This is a genomic window from Brevundimonas sp. (genome assembly GCF_046295075.1).
GTDB lineage: Bacteria > Pseudomonadota > Alphaproteobacteria > Caulobacterales > Caulobacteraceae > Brevundimonas.
Window position 1 is genome coordinate 81550 of sequence record NZ_JBKBOC010000003.1, and the last position, 22773, is coordinate 104322.

The 22773-nt window shown below is 66.3% G+C and carries 21 protein-coding genes; 11 read left to right on the forward strand and 10 right to left on the reverse strand.

The window, feature by feature from the left end:
* Positions 1 to 38 precede the first annotated feature (38 nt).
* Entirely contained in the window at positions 39 to 1700 is a 1662-nt protein-coding gene (hutU, locus tag ACK4MH_RS03775) for a urocanate hydratase (RefSeq protein WP_409714959.1), read from the reverse strand.
* A complete protein-coding gene (gene hutG / locus ACK4MH_RS03780) occupies positions 1697 to 2515 on the reverse strand; it encodes an N-formylglutamate deformylase (RefSeq protein WP_409714962.1) in 819 nt (272 codons plus the stop codon). Before hutG ends, hutU begins: the two co-directional genes overlap by 4 nt.
* Positions 2516 to 2592: 77 nt before the next feature.
* Here hutG and ACK4MH_RS03785 point away from each other — a divergent pair, with 77 nt between their 5' ends.
* From ACK4MH_RS03785 to ACK4MH_RS03800, 4 genes are read left to right on the forward strand one after another with little or no spacing between them, the layout of a single operon-like run.
* Positions 2593 to 3969 (forward strand): formimidoylglutamate deiminase, encoded by a 1377-nt coding sequence (locus ACK4MH_RS03785; protein ID WP_409714965.1) that lies wholly within the window; start codon positions 2593 to 2595, stop codon positions 3967 to 3969.
* Positions 3966 to 4691, forward strand: a complete 726-nt coding sequence (hutC, locus tag ACK4MH_RS03790) for a histidine utilization repressor (protein WP_409714968.1) — start codon at positions 3966 to 3968, stop codon at positions 4689 to 4691. The genes ACK4MH_RS03785 and hutC overlap by 4 nt, the downstream gene beginning before the upstream one ends.
* Positions 4688 to 5899 carry an imidazolonepropionase gene (gene hutI / locus ACK4MH_RS03795; protein ID WP_409714971.1) on the forward strand — a complete coding sequence of 404 codons (1212 nt, stop codon included), beginning with the start codon at positions 4688 to 4690 and terminating at the stop codon, positions 5897 to 5899. The genes hutC and hutI overlap by 4 nt, the downstream gene beginning before the upstream one ends.
* A gap of 37 nt (positions 5900 to 5936) precedes the next feature.
* Positions 5937 to 9389: a class I SAM-dependent DNA methyltransferase gene (locus ACK4MH_RS03800; RefSeq protein WP_409714974.1), complete on the forward strand. Its 3453-nt coding sequence runs from the start codon at positions 5937 to 5939 to the stop codon at positions 9387 to 9389.
* Positions 9390 to 9392: 3 nt separating this feature from the next.
* Here ACK4MH_RS03800 and ACK4MH_RS03805 read toward each other — a convergent pair whose 3' ends face one another.
* Complete coding sequence (locus ACK4MH_RS03805) at positions 9393 to 9770, reverse strand: response regulator (protein WP_409714977.1); 378 nt, start codon at positions 9768 to 9770, stop codon at positions 9393 to 9395.
* On the reverse strand, positions 9767 to 11275 hold the full coding sequence (locus tag ACK4MH_RS03810) for a sensor histidine kinase (protein ID WP_409714979.1): 1509 nt from the start codon (positions 11273 to 11275) through the stop codon (positions 9767 to 9769). Before ACK4MH_RS03810 ends, ACK4MH_RS03805 begins: the two co-directional genes overlap by 4 nt.
* A gap of 119 nt (positions 11276 to 11394) precedes the next feature.
* Here ACK4MH_RS03810 and ACK4MH_RS03815 point away from each other — a divergent pair, with 119 nt between their 5' ends.
* Positions 11395 to 12915, forward strand: a complete 1521-nt coding sequence (locus tag ACK4MH_RS03815; protein ID WP_409714982.1) for a carboxylesterase/lipase family protein — start codon at positions 11395 to 11397, stop codon at positions 12913 to 12915.
* Between the two features lie 5 nt (positions 12916 to 12920).
* Here the strand turns inward: ACK4MH_RS03815 and gor are convergent, their stop codons facing one another.
* Together gor and ACK4MH_RS03825 are read right to left on the reverse strand one after the other, a co-directional pair.
* Positions 12921 to 14303: a glutathione-disulfide reductase gene (gene gor, locus ACK4MH_RS03820; RefSeq protein ID WP_409714985.1), complete on the reverse strand. Its 1383-nt coding sequence runs from the start codon at positions 14301 to 14303 to the stop codon at positions 12921 to 12923.
* A gap of 365 nt (positions 14304 to 14668) precedes the next feature.
* A complete protein-coding gene (locus ACK4MH_RS03825) occupies positions 14669 to 15730 on the reverse strand; it encodes an SDR family oxidoreductase (RefSeq protein ID WP_409714988.1) in 1062 nt (353 codons plus the stop codon).
* Between the two features lie 96 nt (positions 15731 to 15826).
* Here ACK4MH_RS03825 and ACK4MH_RS03830 point away from each other — a divergent pair, with 96 nt between their 5' ends.
* Positions 15827 to 16207, forward strand: coding sequence for a winged helix-turn-helix transcriptional regulator (locus tag ACK4MH_RS03830; RefSeq protein ID WP_409714991.1), 381 nt, complete (start codon positions 15827 to 15829; stop codon positions 16205 to 16207).
* Between the two features lie 3 nt (positions 16208 to 16210).
* On the opposite strand, the gene ACK4MH_RS03835 is transcribed toward ACK4MH_RS03830, so the two are convergent.
* Both ACK4MH_RS03835 and tadA read right to left on the reverse strand, forming a co-directional pair.
* Positions 16211 to 16642: an MliC family protein gene (locus ACK4MH_RS03835; protein ID WP_409714994.1), complete on the reverse strand. Its 432-nt coding sequence runs from the start codon at positions 16640 to 16642 to the stop codon at positions 16211 to 16213.
* A 43-nt stretch (positions 16643 to 16685) separates the two neighbouring features.
* Entirely contained in the window at positions 16686 to 17144 is a 459-nt protein-coding gene (gene tadA / locus ACK4MH_RS03840; RefSeq protein WP_409714997.1) for a tRNA adenosine(34) deaminase TadA, read from the reverse strand.
* A gap of 12 nt (positions 17145 to 17156) precedes the next feature.
* Between tadA and ACK4MH_RS03845 the strand changes: the two genes are divergently transcribed.
* From ACK4MH_RS03845 to rsmD, 3 genes are read left to right on the forward strand one after another with little or no spacing between them, the layout of a single operon-like run.
* Positions 17157 to 18689 (forward strand): pseudouridine synthase, encoded by a 1533-nt coding sequence (locus tag ACK4MH_RS03845; protein WP_409715000.1) that lies wholly within the window; start codon positions 17157 to 17159, stop codon positions 18687 to 18689.
* 21 nt (positions 18690 to 18710) lie between these two features.
* Positions 18711 to 19124 (forward strand): GFA family protein, encoded by a 414-nt coding sequence (locus ACK4MH_RS03850; RefSeq protein ID WP_409715004.1) that lies wholly within the window; start codon positions 18711 to 18713, stop codon positions 19122 to 19124.
* 4 nt (positions 19125 to 19128) lie between these two features.
* A complete protein-coding gene (gene rsmD, locus ACK4MH_RS03855) occupies positions 19129 to 19704 on the forward strand; it encodes a 16S rRNA (guanine(966)-N(2))-methyltransferase RsmD (protein ID WP_409715007.1) in 576 nt (191 codons plus the stop codon).
* Positions 19705 to 19774: 70 nt separating this feature from the next.
* Here rsmD and ACK4MH_RS03860 read toward each other — a convergent pair whose 3' ends face one another.
* Positions 19775 to 20227 carry a hypothetical protein gene (locus ACK4MH_RS03860; RefSeq protein WP_409715010.1) on the reverse strand — a complete coding sequence of 151 codons (453 nt, stop codon included), beginning with the start codon at positions 20225 to 20227 and terminating at the stop codon, positions 19775 to 19777.
* 224 nt (positions 20228 to 20451) lie between these two features.
* A complete protein-coding gene (locus ACK4MH_RS03865; protein ID WP_409715013.1) occupies positions 20452 to 20904 on the reverse strand; it encodes a low molecular weight protein-tyrosine-phosphatase in 453 nt (150 codons plus the stop codon).
* A gap of 581 nt (positions 20905 to 21485) precedes the next feature.
* On the opposite strand from ACK4MH_RS03865, the gene ACK4MH_RS03870 reads away from it, so the two are divergent.
* Both ACK4MH_RS03870 and ACK4MH_RS03875 read left to right on the forward strand, forming a co-directional pair.
* Positions 21486 to 21836: a helix-turn-helix domain-containing protein gene (locus tag ACK4MH_RS03870; RefSeq protein WP_409715016.1), complete on the forward strand. Its 351-nt coding sequence runs from the start codon at positions 21486 to 21488 to the stop codon at positions 21834 to 21836.
* The gene (locus ACK4MH_RS03875) at positions 21787 to 22665 is read left to right on the forward strand and encodes a reverse transcriptase family protein (protein ID WP_409715019.1); all 879 of its coding nucleotides are present in this window, start codon (positions 21787 to 21789) and stop codon (positions 22663 to 22665) included. The genes ACK4MH_RS03870 and ACK4MH_RS03875 overlap by 50 nt, the downstream gene beginning before the upstream one ends.
* Positions 22666 to 22773: the final 108 nt, after the last annotated feature.

Here is a 22773-nt window from a genome sequence, read left to right on the forward strand (position 1 = left end):
AGATGAGGGCCGGCCGTCGACCGGCCTGGAACATTAGATCAGGCGAGGCTGGGAAGGTTCAGTTCGTGCTCACGGGCTGCGGCTTTGGCGATGTCGTAACCGGCGTCGGCGTGTCGCATAACGCCCGTGGCGGGGTCGTTCCATAGCACCCGTTCCAGCCGTCTGGCGGCCTCCGGCGTGCCGTCCGCGACGATGACGACGCCCGAATGCTGGGAATAGCCCATGCCGACCCCGCCGCCGTGGTGCAGCGACACCCAGCTGGCGCCCGAGGCCGTGTTCAGCAGGGCGTTCAGCAGAGGCCAGTCGGACACGGCGTCGGAGCCGTCCATCATGGCCTCGGTCTCGCGGTTCGGGCTCGCGACCGATCCGCTGTCCAGATGATCGCGGCCGATGACGATGGGGCCCGACAGCTCGCCCGACGCCACCATCTCGTTGAACATCAGGCCTGCGCGGTGGCGATCACCCAATCCAATCCAGCAGATACGGGCCGGAAGTCCCTGGAATGCAATCCGTTCTCCGGCCATGTCCAGCCAGCGATGCAGGCCGGCGTTGTCGGGGAACAGCCGTTTCATGGCTGCATCGGTCTTTCGGATGTCGTCGGGATCGCCGGTCAGGGCGGCCCAGCGGAACGGGCCGATTCCCCGGCAAAACAGCGGGCGGATATAGGCGGGCACGAAGCCGGGAAAATCGAAGGCGTTGGCAACGCCTGCGTCGAAGGCGACCTGGCGGATGTTGTTGCCATAGTCGGTCGTCGGGATGCCCATCGCCTGGAAGGCCAGCATCGCCTTGACGTGTTCGACGATGGAACTGCGCGCGGCGGCGGCGACGCTGTCAGGGTCGCTGACGCGCTTGTCTTCCCATTCGGCGACGGTCCAGCCGGACGGCAGATAGCCGTTGATCAGGTCGTGGGCGCTGGTCTGGTCCGTGACCAGGTCGGGGCGGACGCCACGTCTGACCATTTCAGGCAGAACATCCGCCGCATTGCCCAACAGGCCGACGGATATGGGTTTTCCCGTTCGACCGGCGTCTTCGATCAGGCCCAAAGCCTCGTCCAGCGTCTCGGCCATGACGTCGAGGTAGCGGGTCTTCAGCCGCATCTCGATCCGGCTGCGCTGGCATTCGATGGCCAGGCAGGAGGCGCCGGCCATGGTCGCCGCCAGCGTCTGGGCGCCGCCCATGCCGCCGAGGCCCGCCGTCAGGATCCACTTGCCCGACCAGTCGCCGCCATAGTGCTGGCGTCCGGCCTCCATGAAGGTCTCATAGGTGCCTTGGACTATGCCTTGGGTGCCGATGTAGATCCACGACCCGGCCGTCATCTGGCCGTACATCATCAGGCCCTTGCGATCGAGTGCGTTGAAATGCTCCCAGGTCGCCCATTTGGGCACCAGGTTGGAGTTGGCGATCAAGACGCGCGGGGCGTCGGCATGGGTGCGGAACACGCCGACCGGCTTGCCCGACTGCACCAGCAGGGTCTCGTCGGCCTCCAGCGTCTTCAGCGTCTCGACGATCCTGTCGAAGGCGGCCCAGTCGCGCGCCGCCTTGCCAATGCCGCCATAGACGACCAGATCCTGAGGACGCTCGGCCACCTCTGGATCGAGGTTGTTCATCAGCATGCGCATGGCGGCTTCGGCCGCCCAGGTCTTGGCGGTCTTGTCCGGCCCGCGCGGGCTGCGGACGATCCGGGCGTTGGGCGTGTTCATCTCTGGCTCTCGGCGAAGGCGATGCAGGCGGTCAGCACGCGGCGCAGATGCCTCCGCATCGGCTCGGCGCGTTCGGGTTCGTAGGGGCTGGGCCAGTTGTCCGGCGACACCTTACCGACGGGATCGAGGATGTAGCCCCGGTCCGCCAGCTCCATCTGGATGGCGTGGACGTCGGTCTCGGGTCGGCCATAGTGGCGCGTGGTCCAGCCGCCCTTGAACCGGCCATTGACGACCAGGCTGTCGCCGCTGATCGCACAAGCGGCCTCGACAGCCTGGGTCAGGTCTCCGGCGCAGGTCACGCCGTCGTTGTCGCCGATGTTGAACTGCGGCAGTTCGCCCTCGAACAGGCGCGGCACCACCGAGCGGATCGAGTGGGCGTCATAGAGGACGACAGGGCCGTTGATACGCAGCCGGTCCAACTGGGATTGCAGGGCGGCATGATAGGGATCGAACCATGTCGCGCGTCGCTCGGCGATCTCGGCCGCATCGGGTTCCTGGCCCGCCCGATACAGCGGCTCGCCGTCGAAGGTCTCGGTGGGGCACAGGCCGGTCGTTGTCATGCCGGGATAGAGGGAGACGCCCGACGGATCGCGGTTCACGTCGATGACGCTGCGTGACACGCCTGTGCGGACCAGGGTCGCGCCCATGTGGACGGCGAAGTCGTACAGCCGATCAACCCACCAGTCGGCGTCCTTGCGCGCCAGCCAGCCTGAGGTCATTCGCGCCTCAATGGCGGCCGGAATGTCGGTCCCGGTGTGCGGCAGGCCGATCACCAGCGGCGCCGAACCTTCATGCACGGTCAGCCAGTCCTGCATCCGTTCAGCCTCCCTCGCCAAATCGATCCGTCGTGGTATGTCTAGACATATTGATCGCAACACGACGGACCTGTCCAGTGACCCTTCAGCCGCAGCCCGTGGATCGCACCCTCTGGTTCGAGACGGCCCTGCTACCGGATGGCTGGGCGCGAGATGTGCGGATCGGCGTGGCGGACGGGCGAATCGTCAGTCTCGAAGCGGGCGTTGCGCGAAAAGCGGCAGATCAGGGCGGGGACTTAGCCCTACCTGGCGTCGCCAACATCCATAGCCATGCCTTCCAGCGGGCCATGGCCGGTCTGACCGAGGCCCGCGGCCCATCCGACGACGACTTCTGGACCTGGCGCGCGCTGATGTACCGCTTCCTCGACCGGGGCGGGCCGGAAGAGATCGAGGCCATCACCGCCCTGGCCTTCATGGAGATGCTGGAGGGTGGCTTCACCCGCGTCGCCGAGTTCCACTATCTGCATAACGACCCGACCGGCTCAGCCTACGCCGATCGGGCCGAGATCGCCGGGCAGATCGTGGCGGCGGCGCAGGCGACCGGGATCGCCCTGACGATGCTGCCGGTCTTCTACGCCCATGCCGGGTTCGGGGGGCAGCCGCCGTCGCATGGGCAAAGGCGCTTCATCAATGATCTGGACGGCTTCGCCGATCTGGTTTCGCGATGCCGCACCCTGACCGCCGATCTGCCGGACGCGGCGGTCGGGGTGGCGCCGCACAGCCTGCGCGCCGTCAGTCCGGAGGAACTGTCGGCCATGCCCGCGCTGGCGGGCGATGGGCCGATCCACATCCATGTCGCCGAACAGACCAAGGAGGTCGAGGACTGCCTGGTCTGGTCGAGGGCGCGGCCGGTCGAATGGCTGCTGGCCAATGCGCCGGTCGATCCGCGCTGGTGCCTGATCCACTCGACCCACGTGACCGAGACCGAATGGCGCGGCGTGGTCGAGCGTGGCGCCGTCGTCGGCCTGTGCCCGATCACCGAGGCCAATCTGGGCGACGGCGTGTTCCCGGCGGCGGAGTTCACCCGCGCCGGAGGGCGGTTCGGGATCGGCACGGATTCCAACGTCCAGATCGGCGTGGCCGAGGAACTGCGGATGCTGGAATACAGCCAGCGGCTGGCGCTGCGCGGCCGTGCGGTCATGGCGGACCCCCAGCGCTCGACGGGCCGCGCCCTGTTCGAGCGCGCATTGGCGGGCGGCGCCCAGGCCACCGGCTCCGCATCGGGTCTGAGCGTCGGGGCGTCGGCGGACATCGTGTCGTTGGATGCAAGCGGCCTGGCCTTCGCCGGACGGTCGGGCGATGCGTTGCTCGACAGCTGGATCTTCGGCGCGCCGACGGGCTCGATTTCGTCGGTCTGGCGCGCGGGGCGCGAGATTGTGAAGAACGGCCGTCATATGGCTCGGGAAGACATTGAGGCGCGCTATCGCAGGGCGCTGGCGACGGTGCTGGGGTGAGCCTGCACCGCCGCATCTACGCCGATCTGGAGGGGCGCATCCTGTCCGGCGATCTGTCGCCCGGCGACCGGATTCCGTTTGAGCACGAGCTGACCGAACGCTACGGCTGTTCGCGCATGACCGTGTCCAAGGCCATTTCCGAACTGGCGGGGCGGGGGCTGGTGACGCGCCGTCGCCGAGCCGGCACCTTCGTCGCCCAGCCCAAAGCCCATGCCGCCGTCCTGGCCATTCCCGACCTGCGGGCCGAGGTGATCGAGCGGGGGCAGGCTTACGCCTATGCCCTTCTGGAGCGGATCGAGCGCGAGCCGGAGGGCGCGGACGAGATCGAACTGGCGTCAGGCGGCCGTCTGCTGGACCTGACCTGTCTGCACAGCGCCGACGGCGCGCCGCTGGCGCTGGAGCATCGGCTGATCGTTCTGGGCGCAGCGCCTCAGGCCATAGACGTTGATTTTCAGACGGTTCCGCCGGGAAGCTGGCTGTTGGACTCCGCCCCTTGGACCGAGGCGGAGAACCGCATATCGGCCATCGCGGCCGATGCCCGCGCCGCACGTTTGCTGGAACTCAAGCCCGGCGCGGCCTGCCTGTGCGTCGAGCGGCGGACGTGGCGGGACGGGCAGGGGGTGACGCGGGTCTGGCAGACCTTCCCCGGTGACCGCTACGATCTGGTCGCGCGTTTCTCGTCAGCCCATTCACCCGTTCTGGCCAAGGAGCCCCGTCGATGAAGGCCGACCGTCTGCTGATCGACTGCCACGTCGCCACCATGGTCGAGGGACCGGTTCCCTATGGCGCCATTCAGGACGCGGCCGTGGTCATCGCCGACGGCCGGATCGCCTGGGTGGGGCCGCGCGCTCATCTGCCCGCCGTTGATGCGGCCGAAACCGTGCAGCTGGATGGGCGCTGGGTCACGCCGGGCCTGATCGACTGCCATACGCACCTTGTGTTCGCCGGCGACCGGTCGGCCGAGTTCGAGCAACGACTGGGCGGGGCGACCTATGAGGAGATCGCGCGCGCTGGCGGCGGCATCGTTTCGTCGGTCAAGGCCACGCGGGCGGCGTCGGAAGAGGATCTGTTCGCCTCGGCCATGACGCGGCTGGCGGGACTGAAGGCCACCGGCGTGACCACCGTCGAGATCAAGTCCGGCTATGGGCTGGATCGCGAGACGGAGCTGAAGATGCTGCGCGTCGCCCGCCGGATAGGACGCGAGAGCGGCGTGCGCGTCCGCACCAGCTATCTGGGCCTGCACGCCGTGCCGCCGGAATATCGCGACGACCGCGCCGCCTATGTCGATCTGGCCATCGACGACATCCTGCCCGCCGCCCATGCCGAAGGTCTGGTCGATGCGGTCGACGCCTATTGCGAGCCCATCGCCTTCTCGACCGACGAGGTGTCGCGCCTGTTCGACAAGGCGCGCGCCCTGGGCCTTCCGGTCAAGCTGCATGCCGATCAGTTGTCGAACGGCGGCGGCGCGGCCCTGGCGGCGCGCTATCAGGCCCTGTCCGCCGACCACATCGAACATGCGACCGAAGACGGCGTCACCGCCATGGCCGCCGCCGGCGTCGTCGCTGTGCTGCTGCCCGGCGCCTATCTGATGCTGCGCGAGACCCAGGCGCCGCCCGTCGATCTGCTGCGTCGCCACGGCGTGCGGATGGCCGTCGCCACAGACTGCAACCCCGGCACCTCGCCCGTCGCCTCCATGACCGCAGCGCTGAACCTCGCCTGCGTCCAGTTCCGCCTGACCCCCGAAGAGGCCTTGGCCGGTGCGACGCGTGAGGCCGCGCGGGCGCTGGGGATGCTGGACGAGATCGGAACCGTGGAGATCGGCAAGGCGGCGGATCTGGCCATATGGGACGTCACCCGACCGGGGGAGCTTTGCTACTGGCTGGGCAAGCCTTTATGCGCGGCGCGTTATCGCGGAGGTTTGCGCGTATAGATTGCGTTATGGTGTATAATAACCCTAGATTGTTTCCTTGCAGGGGAAACAATCAGACGATGTCGAGGCCTTCATCGCCCATTGGTCGAGCGTTCCGATCAGCGAACGGGCCCACTACCAGACCTTTATCATCCAACTGTGTCGCCTGATCGGAGCGCCGGCGCCGGATGATGAACGGACCGGCGACCTGGACTACTGCTTCGAACGGCCGGTTCGATTTCGGCATGACGACGGGTCCAGCCAGTCTGGCTACATCGACTGCGCCAAGCGCGATTGTTTCGTGCTTGAGGCGAAGCAGTCGCAGAAGCGGCGCGAGGGCGGGCCTTTCGATCCGGTCGTTCAACTGGCTCTGTTTTCGCGCTCCACGGCCAAATCGCGTGCGCCATCGCAGGACGCGCTGGATCGGCTGATGCGGACGGCCAAGCGTCAGGCCGAGAACTACGCCAAGGCGCTGGATGAATGGCCGCCGTTTCTGGTGATCATGGACGTCGGGCGATCGATCGAGCTTTGGTCCGACTTCGCGCGTCAGGGTAAGATCTACGCGCCGTTCCCCGACCGTGCAGGTTATCGGATCACCCTGGATCAGCTTCGCTCGCCCGAGGTGATGGACCGCCTGCGCCGGGTCTGGACAGAGCCCATGTCGCTGGACCCGGCCGCCAAGGCGGCCGAGGTGACCACGGCCATCGCGTCGCGGCTGGCCTGGCTGGTGAGATCGATCAACAACCGACGGCAGGCCGGGCTGGACCGGGTGGACGCTTCGGCTCAGGCCGAAAAGACGGCGTTGTTCGTCATGCAGTGCATCTTCGCCATGTTCGCCGACAGCGTCAGGCTGATCGATGACCGGGGATTCCTTGGGCTGCTGGAAAGCTATCGCTCCAAGGCCGAGCGATTTCACGATGCCGCGCGGATATTCTTCAGGACGATGGATGAAGGCGGGCACTGCCTGGCGACGCAGGAGCGTATCCGGCGGTTCAACGGGGGGCTCTATCATCGCGTGGACCCGATCCCGATCACAGAAGACGAGTTATCGGCGCTGATCGCAGCGGCGCGATGCGATTGGGCCAATGTCGAGCCCGCGATCTTCGGCGCCCTGCTGGAGCAGGCGCTTGATCCAGCGGAACGCGCTGAACTGGGCGCCCACTACACGCCACGCGCCTTTGTCGAGCGCCTGATCGAGCCGACGATCATGGAGCCGTTACGCTCGGATTGGGAGGCGGTCGAAGCCCAGGCCATCGGCCTGTATCTGAATGGTGATCCCTTGGGTGCGCGCCGTCTGATCCGTGGCTTCCACGAACAGCTGTGCAAGGTGCGTGTGCTGGATCCAGCCTGCGGCACCGGCAACTTCCTCTATGTCGCGATGCGAATGATGAAGGAGTTGGAAGAAGAGGTCGTCAGCACCCTGGGCGAGATGGGCGAGCATCAGGGCATTCTGGCCCTGGAAGGCCATGTGGTCAGTCCCGAGCAGTTCTATGGGCTGGAGAAGAACGCCAACGCCGCCTGGATCGCCGAGATGGTCATGTGGATCGGCCATCTCCAGTGGCATTTCCGCGTGTCCGGCGACGCCATGCCCAGCGAGCCGATCCTGAAAGACTTTCGCACCATCGAGCGATCGGACGCGCTGTTGGAATATGCGCGTATCGAGATCGTTCGCGACAGCGCCGTTCATAGCCGTGCGCCGGACGGTGATCGCAAAGGCCGGCCTCTGTTCGAGAGAGACTGGGAGCGCGAAACCGTCCGTTACGTCGATCCGCGTCCGAAGCCCTGGCCTCCGGTCCATTTCATCGTCGGCAACCCGCCCTTCATCGGCGGCAAGGACCTGAGGCGTGAGCTTGGCGACGGCTATGTCGACGCCTTGGCAACGATCAGGGGCGGGCGGTTTCTGTCTGCGGATTTCGTGACGGCCTGGTGGGACCGCGCGGCCGAAATCCTGACCCAGCCCGGGTCGATCCTGCGGCGGTTCGGCTTCATCACGACCAACTCGATCACTCAGACCTTCTCGCGTCGCGTGCTTGAGCATCACCTCGACAGAGATCCGTCGATCCGTCTGGCATTCGCGATCCCGGATCATCCCTGGGTCAAGGGCGTCGGATGCGCCGACGTGCGCATCGCTATGTCCGTCGCCGAGCGGGGCGAACCGGACGGCCAGGGGCGATGGCTGAAGGCCCGCGATGCGGAGGCGCTGACGTTCGAGGAAAGGCATGGCGACATCGGCGCCGATCTGATGCTGGACAGCCGGCTGACGCGGGTCGGGGCGTTGAAGGCTAATGCGGGCTTGGCCTATCGCGGCGTGCAGTTGATGGGGGCAGGATTTCAAGTCTCCCCGGCGAGGGCGAAGGCGCTGTTGTCGGGGTCGGACCCGCAGGCGCCGTCCCCGGTTCGCGACTATCGCAACGGGCGGGATTTGGCCGACCGGCCGCGGGGTGTTCAGGTCATCGACTTCTTCGGCTGGGACGAAGGGGAGGCGCGGCGACGTCATCCGCTGCTCTTCCAGCATCTGTTGGAGACGGTGAAGCCGGATCGGGATCGCAACAACAGGGCTGCCTATCGCGACCACTGGTGGATTTTCGGTGAGCCGCGTCGCGATCTCCGAACCGCACTGGAAGGCCTGAACCGCTACATCGTCACTGTCGAGACGGCCAAACATCGGTGGTTCCGCTTCATGGATGCGGCGACCTTGCCGGACAACAAGCTGGTTGTGATCGCCAGCGACGATCCCGCCGTGCTGGGCGTGCTGTCCTCACGGCAACATCGGGCGTGGTTCGCTGCCAATGCAGGCCGGATCGGCGAATACGAGCGCGAGGCCGTCTATGTGAAAGGCGCCTGTTTCGACGCGTTTCCTTTTCCCGAAATGAAGGGCGATTTGGCAGCCGAGATCGGCGTACTCGCCGAAGAACTGGATAGGCTGCGGTCCGACGTTTTGGGTCGCCACGCTGCTTTGACGATGACCGGATTGTACAATGCCCGGGCGCGGATGGGCGGCGAACTGCTGACGGAAGCGGAACGCGTCGCTCAGGAAGCCGGATGTGTGGGTGTTCTGGATCACCTGCACCAGCGTCTCGATCGGCTGGTCGCCCATGCCTACGGCTGGCCTGACGACCTGACGGACAGCCAGATCGTGGATCGCCTTATCGTGCTGAATCAGGCGCGTGCCGAACAGGAGGCGAGGGGCGATGTTCGCTTCCTGCGCGCGGGATACCAAGCCGGGAAGGTCAGGCAGGGCGGGGCGATGAAGCCTGTTCAACCCAGCCTGCCGGCGTCGCGTGAGAAGATGTTCCTACCAGAGGAACCTGGCGCTCTCGCCTCAAGCCTGCTCTCCATCCTGCGCAAGGCAGGCGTCCCGATGCCGCCTTCAGCCCTGGTCGCCGAGTTCGAGGGCAGCAGGCCACGGGCACGCCGAATGATCGACCATACTCTGGCGGTTCTGGCGGTCGCGGGTTCTGTGCAACGCACCGACGTCGGTTGGTTCGCGCCGCGGCGGATGCCGAGTTAGGGCTCAGGCCTGGGCGACGCCCATGGCCTTCATCAGGGCGTCGCGGATGGCGGCTTCGGTAAAGGGTTTCTGGATGGTGGGTTGGCCGCGCCATTCTTCGGGCAGGCCGCCTTCGCCATAGCCCGTCGAGAAGACGAACGGCACGCCGCGCGCCTTCAGGACCTCGGCGACCGGGAAGACCTGACGACCGGCGACGTTGACGTCCAGGAGGGCGGCGTCGAGGTCGGCCGTATCTCGGGCCAGGGTCTCGCCGTCGTCGATGTTGGACGCCGGACCGACCGGAATGCATTCCATGTCTTCCAGGATCGTCTCCAGAAGCATGGCGACGAGGGATTCGTCCTCGACGACCAGGACGCGGCGGCCGCTCAGGGGTTGGGTCATCGTGAAGCCGTCCTGTCGAGCGGAACCGTCAGTTCCGCGATCAATCCATCAGGGGCGTAGACCAGATCAATCTCGCCCGCCAGATCATGGCGAATGTTTCGTTCAATCAAGCGGCTACCAAAGCCTCTTCTGACCGGCGCCGCAACCGTCGGCCCGCCCATTTCGCGCCAGCTGAGCTTGAGCCTGGGCGCGCGTTGATCCGCCAACGCCCAGTCGATCAGTATGCGACCTTCCGGTGTGTGGAGCGCGCCATATTTGGCGGCGTTGGTGGCCAGTTCGTGGAAGATCATGCCCAGAGATAGCACGATGGCGGGCTCCAACGACACGGGCGGCCCGTTCAGACTGATGCGGGTATGGCCGTAGGCTTCCGTCTCGTGCTCCAGGATGGCGCGCAGGTCGGCGCCTTCCCAATGGCTTTGCGTCAGCAGATTGTGGGTGTGCGACAGGGCCATGATCCGCGACTGGAAGGTCTCGGCGAAGCTGGCCGGGTCAGTGTTGGAACGCGCGGTCTGGATGGCGATCGACTGAACCGTGGCCAGGGTGTTCTTCACCCGGTGATTCAGTTCGTCGATCATCAGCTTCTGGCGCTGGGCGGCCAGGACATTCTCGGTGATCTCGTGGCCCTGGACGAAGATGCCGACGACCACGCCCGCATCGTCACGGATCGGCTGGTAGATGAAGTTCAGATAGACGGTTTCTAGCGGGCCGTCGGGCGTGCGCTGTAGCTGGGCCACGCTCTCGCGGCCCTCATAGGGTTCGCCGGTCGCGAAGACTTCGTCCAGAAAGTCATAGAAGCCCTGGCCCTCCAGCTCCGGCAGGGCCTCGCGCACGGACTTGCCGGCGATGTCGCGGTGGCCGATGAGCTGGCTATAGGCGTCGTTGTGCATCTGGAACCGGTGTTCCGGACCAGACAGAATGGCGACGAAGCCCGGAGCCTGCATGAACATTTCGACCAGGCGATTGCGCTCAGTCTCCAGGCGACGATTGTCTTCCTGGACCGACTGGGCGCGACGCAGGACCGATCCGCCTATGATGGCGTCCAGCGCCGTCGTCGGCTCGTCCGGCTGAATGTTCGGGGAAAGGTCCGTGACGTCCATGGTGTGCTGGAGCAGCAGCACCACCTCGCCTGCGTCGTTCAGGATCGGCGTGTGGGTGGCGCTCCAGATGCGCTCGACGAAGACCTCGCTGCCGTCTGGCAAGGTCTTAGGCATCGAATAGCGCACGACGGCGAGGTGATCGCGTTGTCGGGTATCGCGCGCCTTTTCCAGAGAGGCGCGGACCTGTCGCACGTTTTCCGGCGCCTCGGTTCCGGGGCCGGAGTCGAAGGCGGCGAACAGAAGCTGGCCGATCACCTCGCTGCGCTTGGCGCCCGTGACCTCCACATAGGCTTGATTGAATTCTGCGATCCGCAGGTCGGGCGTGAGCAACAGATACGGGTTGGGCGAAGCCTCGAAGGCCGCGCCCAGATCGACGGTCAGGTCGCTTGATTGTGTCGTGTCGTTCAACGCCTACCCCGTCCAGCTTGGCGATAACGCACGATTTCTAAATCGGTTCTACAGCGAGATGTCGTGAACTGTGATCGCAAGGTCATTGGCGCGATCTCAGGATTTGCTAATCAGCGAGGATGACAATCGCCGGCGTCTTCGCCACCCTCTCGCTCATGATGGCGCCCGCAGCCGACCAGCCCACCGTCCGCATTCAGCAAGGCGTCCTGATCGGACGCGCCGATGCCGACGTGGCCGCGTTCAAGAATATCCCCTACGCCGCGCCGCCGACGGCAGAGCGACGCTGGCGCCCGCCGGGCGCAGCCCCGACCTGGGAGGGACAGCGCGACGCCTCGACCTATGGGCCCATGTGTATCCAGGCGCCGCCGAACGGCGATCCCGGCGTGGGACCTCTGCCGATGAGCGAGGACTGCCTGAACCTGAACGTCTGGCGGCCGGTGGGCACACGCCAGCCGGCGCCGGTCATGGTGTGGATCCACGGCGGCGGTCTGGTGAACGGGTCCGGCACGGCGCCGCTGTATGACGGCACGACGGTGGCCAAGCGCGGCATCGTCGTGGTGACGCTCAACTATCGGCTGGGGCGGCTGGGCTTCTTCGATCACCCGGCGCTGGCGGCCGAGCGACCGGCAGGCGAGGCGGCGGGCAACTATGGCCTGATGGACGTGACGGCGGCGCTGAAATGGGTGCGCGCCAATATCGCGGACTTCGGCGGCGATCCCGAGAACGTCACTATCTTCGGCGAGTCGGCGGGCGGCGCCATCGTGACGCGGCTGATGATCTCGCCGCCGGCGCGGGGCCTGTTCGACCGGGCCGTGGTGCAGTCGGGCCTGGGGCGCGAGTTGCAGACGCCGTTGGACAAGAAGGGCCCCCACGGCGCCCCGTCGGCGCGCGAGCGGGGCGAGGTCTGGTCGTTCGGCGCGGGTCTGAGGACCGCCGCCGATCTGCGCGCCGCGCCGGCCGAGATGTTCCTGACGCCTCCGCCGGTGTTCGCCAATGGCGACCTGAGCCTGATCGACGGGCGGATCGTGCCGTCCACGGTCGAGGCGGCGTTCAAGGCGGGACGGCAGGCGCCGGTTCCGCTGATCATCGGCACGAACAGCGCCGAGTTCTGGTGGATGCGGCCGACGGACTGCAACGGTTATGGCCAGATCGACGACGACATGACCTGGCTGGAGCGGGCCGATGCGGTCCAGGCCTATGGCGGGCCGGAGGCGTTCGACAGGCTGTCCATAACGGATCTGGTGTTTTCGGAGCCGGCGCGGATGCTGGCGCGGCTGCACGACAAGGCCGGTCATCCGGCTTGGCTCTACCGGTTCGACATCTCGTCGCCGCAGAACCCCGAGCCGCACGGCGGGGCGACCCATGCGATCGAGCGGCCCTATGTGTTCGGCACGTTGAACACCCTGCCGTATCCGGTCGAGGATCGGGATCGCAAGGCGTCTGAGGCCGTGATCGGCTACTGGACCGCCTTCGCGCGTTCGGGCGATCCCAATGGCGTCGGTCGCATCGAATGGCCGCGCGCCAGGTCAGGGGATACCCGACTGATGAATTTCGGCAACGCCGGGCCGACGGTGACGCCGGTTCCGTTCAGTGCGCGGCTGGACCTACTGGAACGGTTCCGCGACCGGCCCCGTCCGTAAGGGCGTCAGCCGGCCGAGGTGGCGCCCGACTGCTTCTCTTTCAGGGTGACCAGTTCCTCGGCCATGGTCGGATGGACGGCGCAGGTGGCGTCCCACTGGGCCTTGGTCAGGCCGGCCTTCACGGCGATGGCGGCGAGCTGAATCATCTCAGGGCTTTCGGGGCCGACGATGTGAACGCCGACGACGCGCTGGCTGTCGGCATCGACCACCAGCTTCATCAGCACCCGCTCGTCCGAGCCGGTGAAGGCGTATTTCATCGGGCGGAAGCGGGTGACGTAGACGTCCACGCCGTTCGAGCATGACCGGCGCGCCTCGGACTCGCTGAGGCCCACCACGCCGACCGGCGGCTGACTGAAGACGGCGGTGGCCACGGCCTCGTAGTCGAAGTGCTGGGGGTTGCCGCGATAGACGGTCTGGTGGAAGGCGACCGCCTCGCGGATGGCGACGGGCGTCAGGTTCATCCGGTCGGTCACGTCGCCGATGGCCCAGATATTATCGGCCGTGGTCTTCGAATAGGGATCGACCTTGATCGCACCCTCGTCATTCAGCTCGACGCCGGCAGCCTCCAGGCCCAGGTCCTTGACGTAGGGGATGCGGCCGGTGGCGAACATGACCACGTCGGCTTCCAGCTTCATGCCGTTTTCGAGGTGATTGACCAGACCGGCAGCGGTCTTTTCGATCTTCTCGTGCTGGCAGCCCAGGACGACCTTGATGCCGCGCTTCTCGATCTCGCCGGCCAGGTGCGCGCGCACGTCGTCATCGAAGCCGCGCAGGATGTTGGGGCCACGATAGATTAGGGTGGTCTCGACGCCCAGACCGGCGAAGATGCCCGCGAACTCCACCGCGATATAGCCGCCGCCCGCGATCAGGATTCGCTTGGGCAGTTCGGGCAGGTGGAAAGCCTCTTCCGAGGTGATGGCGTGTTCGATGCCGGGCAGGCTTTCCGGCTTCCACGGGCGGCCGCCGGTGGCGATCAGGATCTTCTCGGCCGTGAAGGTCTGGTTCTTGCCGACAATCTCGACCGTATGGGCGTCCTTCAGGACCGCGCGGCCGTGAACCAGTTCGACCCCGGCCTTGCCCAGGTTGGCGGCGTAGATGCCTGACAGGCGCGCGATCTCGACGTCCTTGGCCTCCAGGAAGGTGGGCCAGTCGAACCGGGCGTTGTCGAAGGACCAGCCGTAGCCTTCGGCGATTTCCAGCGCGTGGCTGACTTCGGAGGCCATAACCATGAACTTCTTGGGCACGCAGCCGCGAATGACGCAGGTGCCGCCGACCCGGTATTCCTCGGCAACCGCAACCTTCTTGCCGTCCAGCGCCGTCAACCGCGCCGCCCGCACCCCGCCCGAACCGGCGCCGATGACGAAGAGGTCGTAGTCGTAGTCGGCCATGATCAAGAGTCCATTCAGCGAGGTATCGGCATTTAAGCCGTGCTGCTCGAAATCCAATAGGGATGGAAGGGTTCGATCAGGCCGGGCGGGTTGCGGTGGAACTCGCAGCACGCGACGGCGCCGGCGCGCTGCCGGAAAGCGATCTGAACAACTGGGGCTATCGGCTGCTGTCCAGGGACCGGGTCGCTGACGCCCTGGCCCCGATGAAGGTGATCTTCAGCCGACAGCCTGGCCGAGGCCTATGCAAAGTCAGGCGACCGTGCGCGGGCTAGGGAGAACTACCAGCGGTCGCTCGTGCTGGATCCGGCCAACACCAACGCCGCCGAGCAACTGCGTCTGCTCGGAGCTGAACCGTCCTAGAGGCGTCAGGGGATCAGGCGTTCGGCCCTCAGCTGCTCGAACAGGGCGAAGAAGGCGTCGTCGGTGGGTTGGTAGTCGAGGAAGCCCAGGCGGCGGCTCTTGCCCATGTCGGTCACCACCTCGATGGGGCGGCCGAGGTCGGCGTCGGTGTGCCAGGGCGAGGCCAGCCGATCCAGATCGGGCTCGATCAGGTTCTCGCGCTCGGCGATCCGGCGCCAGACGGCGTGGTCGCCGGCCATCTGGGTCTCCAGCGGAGAGAGTGTCCCGTCGAACTCGGCGGGCTTAAGGCCGAACCAGTCCGCGATCCGTCCCCACATCCACTTCCAGCGGAAGACATCGCCGTTGACGACGTTAAAGGCCTGGTTGGCGGCGGCGGGCGTGGTTGCAGCCCAGACCAAGTGACGCGCCAACTGGGTCGCGCTGGTCATGTCGGTCAGGCCGTTCCACTGGGCCTCGGAACCGGGGAAGCGGAACGGACGGCCTGTCTCGCGGCACAGGCTGGCGTAGGCGGCCAGGGTGGTTCCCATGTTCATGGCGTTGCCGACGGCCTTGCCGATGATGGTGTGGGGGCGGTGGATACTCCAGGCGAAGCCGTCGCGTTCGGCGGCCGAGAAGACCTCGTCCTCCTGGGCGTAGTAGAAGTTGTCGATATCCAGTCGGCCCTGTTCCTCGTGGAACGGCGTCTGGGGCAGGACGCCCTGGCCATAGGCCTCGAACGGGCCGAGGTAGTGTTTCAGGCCGGTGACCAGGGCGACATGGCGCACCGAGGCCGCCGGGCGCACGGCGTCCAGCACGGTGCGGACCATGGCGGCGTTGACGCGGATGTTCTCGGCCTCTGTCGCCTGGCGCGCCCATGTGGTGAAGAAGACGGCGTCGGGGCGGACATCGGCGAGGGCCGCCGCTGTCGCCGCCGGATCGTGGAGGTCAGCGACAATGGGCGTGACGCCCGCCTGCGCGACAGGACGGCGGGCGAGGCCCAGCACCGACCAGCCTTGCGACACGAGTTCGGCCGCGACGGCGCCGCCGGCGATGCCGCTGGATCCCACCACAAGGGCTGTTTTGGACATGGTCGTCTCCTCTTCGTTCGCCCATCACCTAGTGGGGGCGACGCCGGGTCGCTAGAAGGCACCATTTGGGGACCTGGGTCCCGAAAGGCGACCATCATGCAGGCAGGCGGCGAAGACGAGGACTGGCGCGAGGACTGCGCGCCCCGGCGGGTGCTGGAGCTGTTCGCGACCAAATGGACCAGCATGGTCCTGCACACCCTGCATGCGCGTCATGGCGGCTGTGCGCGGGCCGGCGTCCTGCTGCGCAGCTTGCCGGGGGTGTCCAAGAAGATGTTGACCCAGACGCTGCGCGAGATGGAGGTCAGCGGCCTGATCAGCCGCCATGTGCTGGAGACGATGCCGCCCGCCGTCGAATACCGGCTGACGGACCTGGGCGCGCGGTTCGTGGAGCTGGTCGAACTGCTCTACGCCTGGGGGCGGGACAATGCGGATGCGCTGGGTCGGCTCGCGCCGCGACCGACCTCGCGCAGAGGCTAGGTTTTAGTCCACCGCGCGACATTGCGTCGGCTGGCGGCCTTCGACGGACCAGGTGGCGAGGACGCCCTTGCCGCGCAGTTCGACGTTGGAGGCGCGGTACCATATGCCGTCGGCGGCGCGTTCCTGATACAGGTCGATGGCCTCGCCGGACGAGTTCCGGATGGTAGCCATCTGGCGCGGATTGTCGAAATCGACCGACAGGCGCTCCCCGTTGTCGCACAGATAGACGGTGTGGACGACGCGGTTCAGGGTGCGGTCCTGGATCTCGGCGCCGGTGCGCTGGCGGGCGGTCTGGGCCTCGATGGCGCGGTCCTTGACCTCGTCGCCGGTGGTGGGCGCCTTGTCGGGGTTGGGACCGCAGGCGGTCAACAGAGCAAGCGCGGCGAGGCCGCTGAAGACGATCGACTGCGGCAGATCCGGCTTGAACAACGACATTCCCTCCACGGCGGCGCCCAACAGCGCAGCTTTTCGCGGCGTTCTAACGTGCGCCGCCTGTGGCCGTTCCCCGCCGTTGACGGAAGAAGGACTTGAGCAGGGTGGACGCCTCTTGCCCCAGAAGACCTGAGTCCGTCGTCGGGCGCCAGTGGCAGGTGGGTTGTTCGAACAGGCGAGGGCCGTGGATCACCGCGCCGCCCTTGGGATCGTCGGCGGCCCAGACGACACGGCCGATGCGGGCGTGGCTGATGGCGCCGGCGCACATGGCGCACGGCTCCAGCGTCACATAGAGGGTCAGGCCGGTCAGGCGGTAGTTGTCGAGCGCCGTCGCCGCGCGCCGCATGGCCACGATCTCGGCATGGGCGGTGGGGTCGTGTGACGCGATCGGACCGTTGGCGCCGGTCGAAATTACCTCACCTGAGGCAGGATCGACAAGAATTGCGCCCACAGGCACCTCTCCTGCGTCCGCCGCCGCTTGCGCTTGGTCCAGCGCCATGCGCATGAACCGCTCATCATGGTCCGCCATACAGACGACAACGACAAGAAGCCCCGCGCCCGTCAAGACGAACGGTCGCCCCGGCCCTTTAAATCCTCCGGTCCCCGCAAGAGCGGCGACGGGACGAAATCCTATGGCGACAAGCCACGCAGCCCTCGCGAAGACGGCCCCAAGCGGTTCGGCGACAAGCCTGATCGCGGCGACAAGCCGCGCGCGGGCAAGGACGGAAAGCCGTCCAAGACGCCCGACACGCCCCTGCGCGCCGAGCGAATCGCCAAGACCATGGCCCGCGCGGGCATCGCCTCGCGCCGCGAGGTCGAGCGGCTGATCGGCCTGGGCAAGGTGGCGGTCAACGGCCGCATCCTGGACACGCCCGCGACCCTGGTGACGCGCGACGACGTGATCACCGTGGACGGCAAGCCCATGGGTTCGACCCAGGCGACGCGCGTCTGGCGCTATCACAAGCCCGCCGGCCTGCTGACCAGCCACAGGGATCCGACCGGACGCCCGACGGTGTTCGACGCCCTGCCGGCCGGCCTGCCGCGCGTGATCTCGATCGGACGGCTGGATCTGTCGACCGAAGGCCTGCTGCTGCTGACCAACGACGGCGAGCTGAGCCGGGCGATGGAGCTGCCTTCGGCCGGGCTGGTGCGTCAGTACCGGGCGCGGGCGCGGGGCAAGATCACCCAGGCGCAGCTGGACGAGCTGAAGAACGGCGCCGTCGTGGAGGGCATCTCTTACGGTCCCATGGTGGCGACGCTGGACAAGGCCAAGGAGTCCAAATCCGAGGACGGCCGCACGCCGAGCAATCTGTGGATCTCGGTCTCGATCACCGAAGGCAAGAACCGCGAAGTCCGCAAGGTGCTGGAGTCCGTGGGCCTGACGGTCAACCGCCTGATCCGCCTGGCCTATGGTCCGTTCCGCCTGGACGTCCTGCCCGTCGGGTCGGTCGAGGAGATCGGGCCGCGCGTGATCCGCGAGCTGCTGGCCGACTACATCCGGCCCGAGAACCTGCCGACCGGCAATACGGTCGAGACGCCTGCGCCCATTCCCGGCCGTCGCGTCTCCACGCCGATCCTCAAGGGCAACTCGGGCTCGGCCATGTCGGACCCGTCGCGCAAGCCCAGCCGGGTCCGCGCCGCCGAGACGGCCCAGGCCGACGCGGTCGAGCGCCGCGAGCGGCCGCCCAAGAAGGAAGGCTGGGCCAAGGCGACGCCCCGCACCGTCCACCCCAAGAAGACCTACAAGCCCCGCGAGGACGGCGAACGCCCGGCGCGCGCCTACACGCCCCGCGAGGACGGCGACCGTCCGGCCCGCACCTATACGCCGCGTGAGGGCGCTCCGGCGCGCAGCAGCGACGGGCCCAAGCGCGAGTACAAGCCCCGCACGGCGGGGGCCGACGACGGCAAGCGGGACTTCAAGCCGCGCGGGTTCGGCGCGAGCGGCAGCAGTCGCGAGGTCCGGCCGCCCCGCACCGGAGGCGGCAAGCCGGCGGGGCCTTCGGGCACCAGCGGTCGCGCGCCGGGGGGCAAGCCCCGCACGCCGCGCTAAGGGGCGAACGGAGACCTGACGATGGATGCACGCCTGTCCGGCCGGTGCCTGTGCGGCGCGGTGACCTTCACCGCCACGCCGAACGGCGGCATGCACGCCTGCCATTGTACCACCTGCCGACGGCAGTCGGGCGGCATCCTGTTCAGCGTCGATTGCGGCGACAGCGTCGAGGTCCAGGGCGATGTGGCGACCTACGCCTCGTCCGATTGGGCGACGCGGCAGTTCTGCCCGGCCTGCGGGACCGGCCTGTTCTGGCGCGCCAACGACGGCGGGATCACTATGGTCTCGGCCCAGGCGTTCGACGATCCGGCGGCCTTCGCGCTGGAGGACGAGTTCTGCATCGAGAGCAAGCCGGCGGCCTATGCGCTGGCGGGCGACCGGCCGCGCCTGACAACCGAACAGCTGTGGGCGCAGTTCGCGCCGCCGCAGGCCTGACGCCGTGCGGATCGTCGCCGGCAGCTTGAAGGGCCGGGCCATCGTCGCGCCGGAGGGGCAGGGCACGCGCCCGACCTCTGACCGGGCGCGGCAGGCGGTGTTCAATGTGCTGGAACATGCCGCCTGGGCTGAGAGCCTGCAGGGCGCGCGGGTCATCGACCTGTACGCCGGATCGGGCGCCCTGGGGTTCGAGGCGGTCAGCCGGGGGGCGGGTTTCTGCCTGTTCGTCGAGACGGACGACGGGGCGCGCGGCGCCATCCGCGAGAACGCCGACGCCTATGGGGTCATGGGGCGCACCCGCGTGCATCGGCGCAGCGCCACGGACTTGGGCGTCCGGCCCGGATCGGACGGCGAGGCCTTCGACATCGCCTTCCTGGACCCGCCCTATGGCAAGGGGCTGGGGGAACAGACGCTGCTGCGGCTGTTGGAGGGGAACTGGCTCAAGCCCGGCGCCCTGGTGGTGTTCGAGCGCGGGTCGGACGAGCCGGAGATCGACACGCCCGGCTATCAGCGGCTGGACGCGCGCGACTATGGCGCGGCGCGGGTGCTGTTCCTCAAGGTCCTGACCCCGACCGCCTGAGCGGGAAAAGTGCACTCCAATTTTTTGAGTGCACTTTAGTGCAGATTTTTGCGAGCGGATCGCAACGGGATCAGTCCTCAGGCGGCGGACCCAGCAGGGCCTCGTCCTCCTCTTCGATCTCGCGGCGTTCCTGCGCCAACAGGGCCTGGGTCTCTTCGCGGCTCATGCCCTTGAAGAATTCGGCATCGGCTTCGCGGCACGCGTCGCGAAGTTCCAGCCACAGGCGCTGCCAGCGGCGCGCGTCGGTGGCGCGACCGGCCTCCGTCGCCTCGATGAAATGCAGTCGGGCGGTCCGGGCCAGATGGTCTATGCCCACGTCCTCATAGAGGCTCAGGTCGATCTCGCCGGGCGGCGGCTCGACCTGATCGCTGCGCCGCCAGCCGTATTTGCGGGCGCGACGGCGAAAGGCGGACAGGCCCAGGTCGTGGCGGCGACAGACGGCCTCGGCGCTGAGGCCGGAAAGATAGTCGGCGCGGGCCTGGGCCCAGGTTTGAGCGGCGCGGATGCGATAGACGTCGGTCATGACCGCAGCCGTAAACCAATGCTACGTCAGATGCGGACGTGGGCGCGTCCTGTCCTTCTCCCGTTGGGAGAAGGTGGCGCTGAGCGCCGGATGAGGGTCGGCTCCATCCGTCGGCGTCAGCCGTCGCAGGGGCTCGGGTCCAACATGCGACCCTCACCCTTTCGCGCGAAGGCCGATCGCTCGCGCTCTCGGGCGCTCAAGCCCTCTCCCAACGGGAGAGGGTGTCAGAGTTTGGCGACCAGACCGCGCGCGGCGGCCGTCACCTCGGCCCAGGTGATCTCGAACCCGGCGTCGTCGCCGAAATAAGGGTCGGTCACGGCCTGACCCTCGCGACCGGGGACGTGGTCGAGCAGCAGACTGAGTTCGGCGGTGGCGTCGGCGGGGGCCAGGCGGCGCAGGTTGGCCAGATTGTCGTGGTCCAGGGCCACCACATGGGTGAAGCGGCGGAAATCGGCCGGCGTCACCTGCCGCGCCCGCAACCCCGAAATCTCGACCCCATGCCGCCGCGCCGTCGCCTGCGCCCTCGGGTCCGGCGGCTCGCCCGCATGCCAGTCCCCGGTCCCGGCGGAATCGACGATCAGATCGAGGCGGAGCCGCTCAGCCTCGGCGCGCAGGGCGGCCTCGGCGAGGGGCGAGCGACAGATGTTGCCGAGGCAGACGAAGAGGATGGAGGGCATGGGGAATCTTCGCACATCGGTATCTAGTTCAATAGCTTTGTCCGTTTTAGCCAACTCAAGATGGTAAAAGTTTATGCGCGGTGTTCGCTGACAGCGAACACAGTTGACGGACGGCGAACGTCTGGTATGGTGTCCAAGTCGTTAACAGGTGGAGGGCATCGCCATACCTTGGGTCGCGCCAGTGCGACCCGTGGGGGATTTAGGTCTCCCGCCCCCTCAAGGGCACGTGGTGACCGCCTCTAGGCGACATCCCGGTCCCGCGAGATCGGGCGCGCCCGGCGACGGCGCGCCAGGTGCAAGCTGGGTTAAAACTGCCGTTCTCCACTTCCGCATCACCGGCGAGACAGGCCCGCATAGTGCAGGTCTGCGATGAGGGAGAACCTACCATGACGTTAGGTCCTGATGACGACCAACGGCAGGGGCAGCGGACTTCGAAGATGGAGCGAAAGTGGCTGCGCTGCTTTTTCAACATCACGACAGCCCGGACGTTGATTTCTCTCGGTCGCTTGGCCGTTGAAATAGTCCGACTGTTCGACAGATAGTCTTCTGCCACCCAGTCTTGTTACTCAACTGGAGGTTATATGATAAGTAAAGCTCTGACGCTGCTGCGGAGATTTAAGGGTCTATCGCAGACTGAAATGGCTCAGAGGCTTGGCGTAACGAAATCATGGATTTCGGAGATTGAAGGAGGAAAGAAGGATCCGACACTTAACCTTTTGAATGGTTATGCTGATGTTTTGGATATACCTCTTTCTTCAATACTATTTTTCTCCGAACAAATGGACGGCGACAGGCCATCTGAACGGGCCAGAACTTTTGTTTCAAGGAAAGTGCTGGCGATTATGGACTATATTGATGCTCAATCGGGGGAGGATCTAGACGGTGAAAACGCTCCCCCGGCCCCACCCGCTCAAACTGTCACCACTGCATAAGTTAGGTAACCACCGGCGGTTGGCGGCCCTTCTGAAAACGGATGTCCGCTCCCTTAAGGCGATGGCTGCCTTGGGGGAGCGCGGCTATACAGAATGGGATGACGTCAGCGCTAAGGGCAAAACTCGTCATATCGAGAACCCCAAGCCACAGCTTAAAAGGGTGCAAGCGCGGTTGGCGACGCTCCTTGCCTTGATTGAGCCACCGGAGTTTCTGACGTGTCCCGTAAAGGGGAGGTCCTATGTCACAAACGCTCGTCACCATGTAGGGGCCGCTGAAATCGTCACGATGGACGTGTCTGCTTACTTTCAGTCGACGACTTGGAAGCGGGTGTTCTGGTTCTTCAGTAAGCGCCTATGCATGCCGAGCGACACCGCTTGGACATTAGCTCACCTCGCTACCCTGAACGGGCAGCTGCCGACAGGCAGTCCGCTGAGTCCGGTGATGGCCTATTTGGCTCATGAGGATATGTGGTTGAACGTAGCAAATCTGGCAGCAGGATCTGGCTGCCGGGTCACGGTTTACATGGACGATCTGACAATATCCGGCGACAGAGTGCCCGAGTCATTGCTTTGGGCCATAAAGCAGGAAATCCACAAGACAGGGCTACGTCTCAACAATAAAAAAGAGCGACGGTATATGCGGGGTGAGGGCGTAGTTACTGGGGTTGTTGTTACGCCGAACGGTTTACGGCTTCCAAAGCGGTCACACTTGAATTTATCCGAGGCTCGGAAGGCGTTCGCTGCCACTGCTGAAGTTGAGCAAAAAACTAAGATCGGTCACCGAGTTCGCGGGATTGAATCCCAGCACCGCCAAGTACTGAAGTCCTGAACTAACCGTTGGAGCACCTTCACATCGCGTCATCCTCGCCCTTGTGGCGAGGATCCAGACTCCCGGTGTGTCCGCAAGGTGCGCCGGTGTCGGGACCGGGAGTCTGGA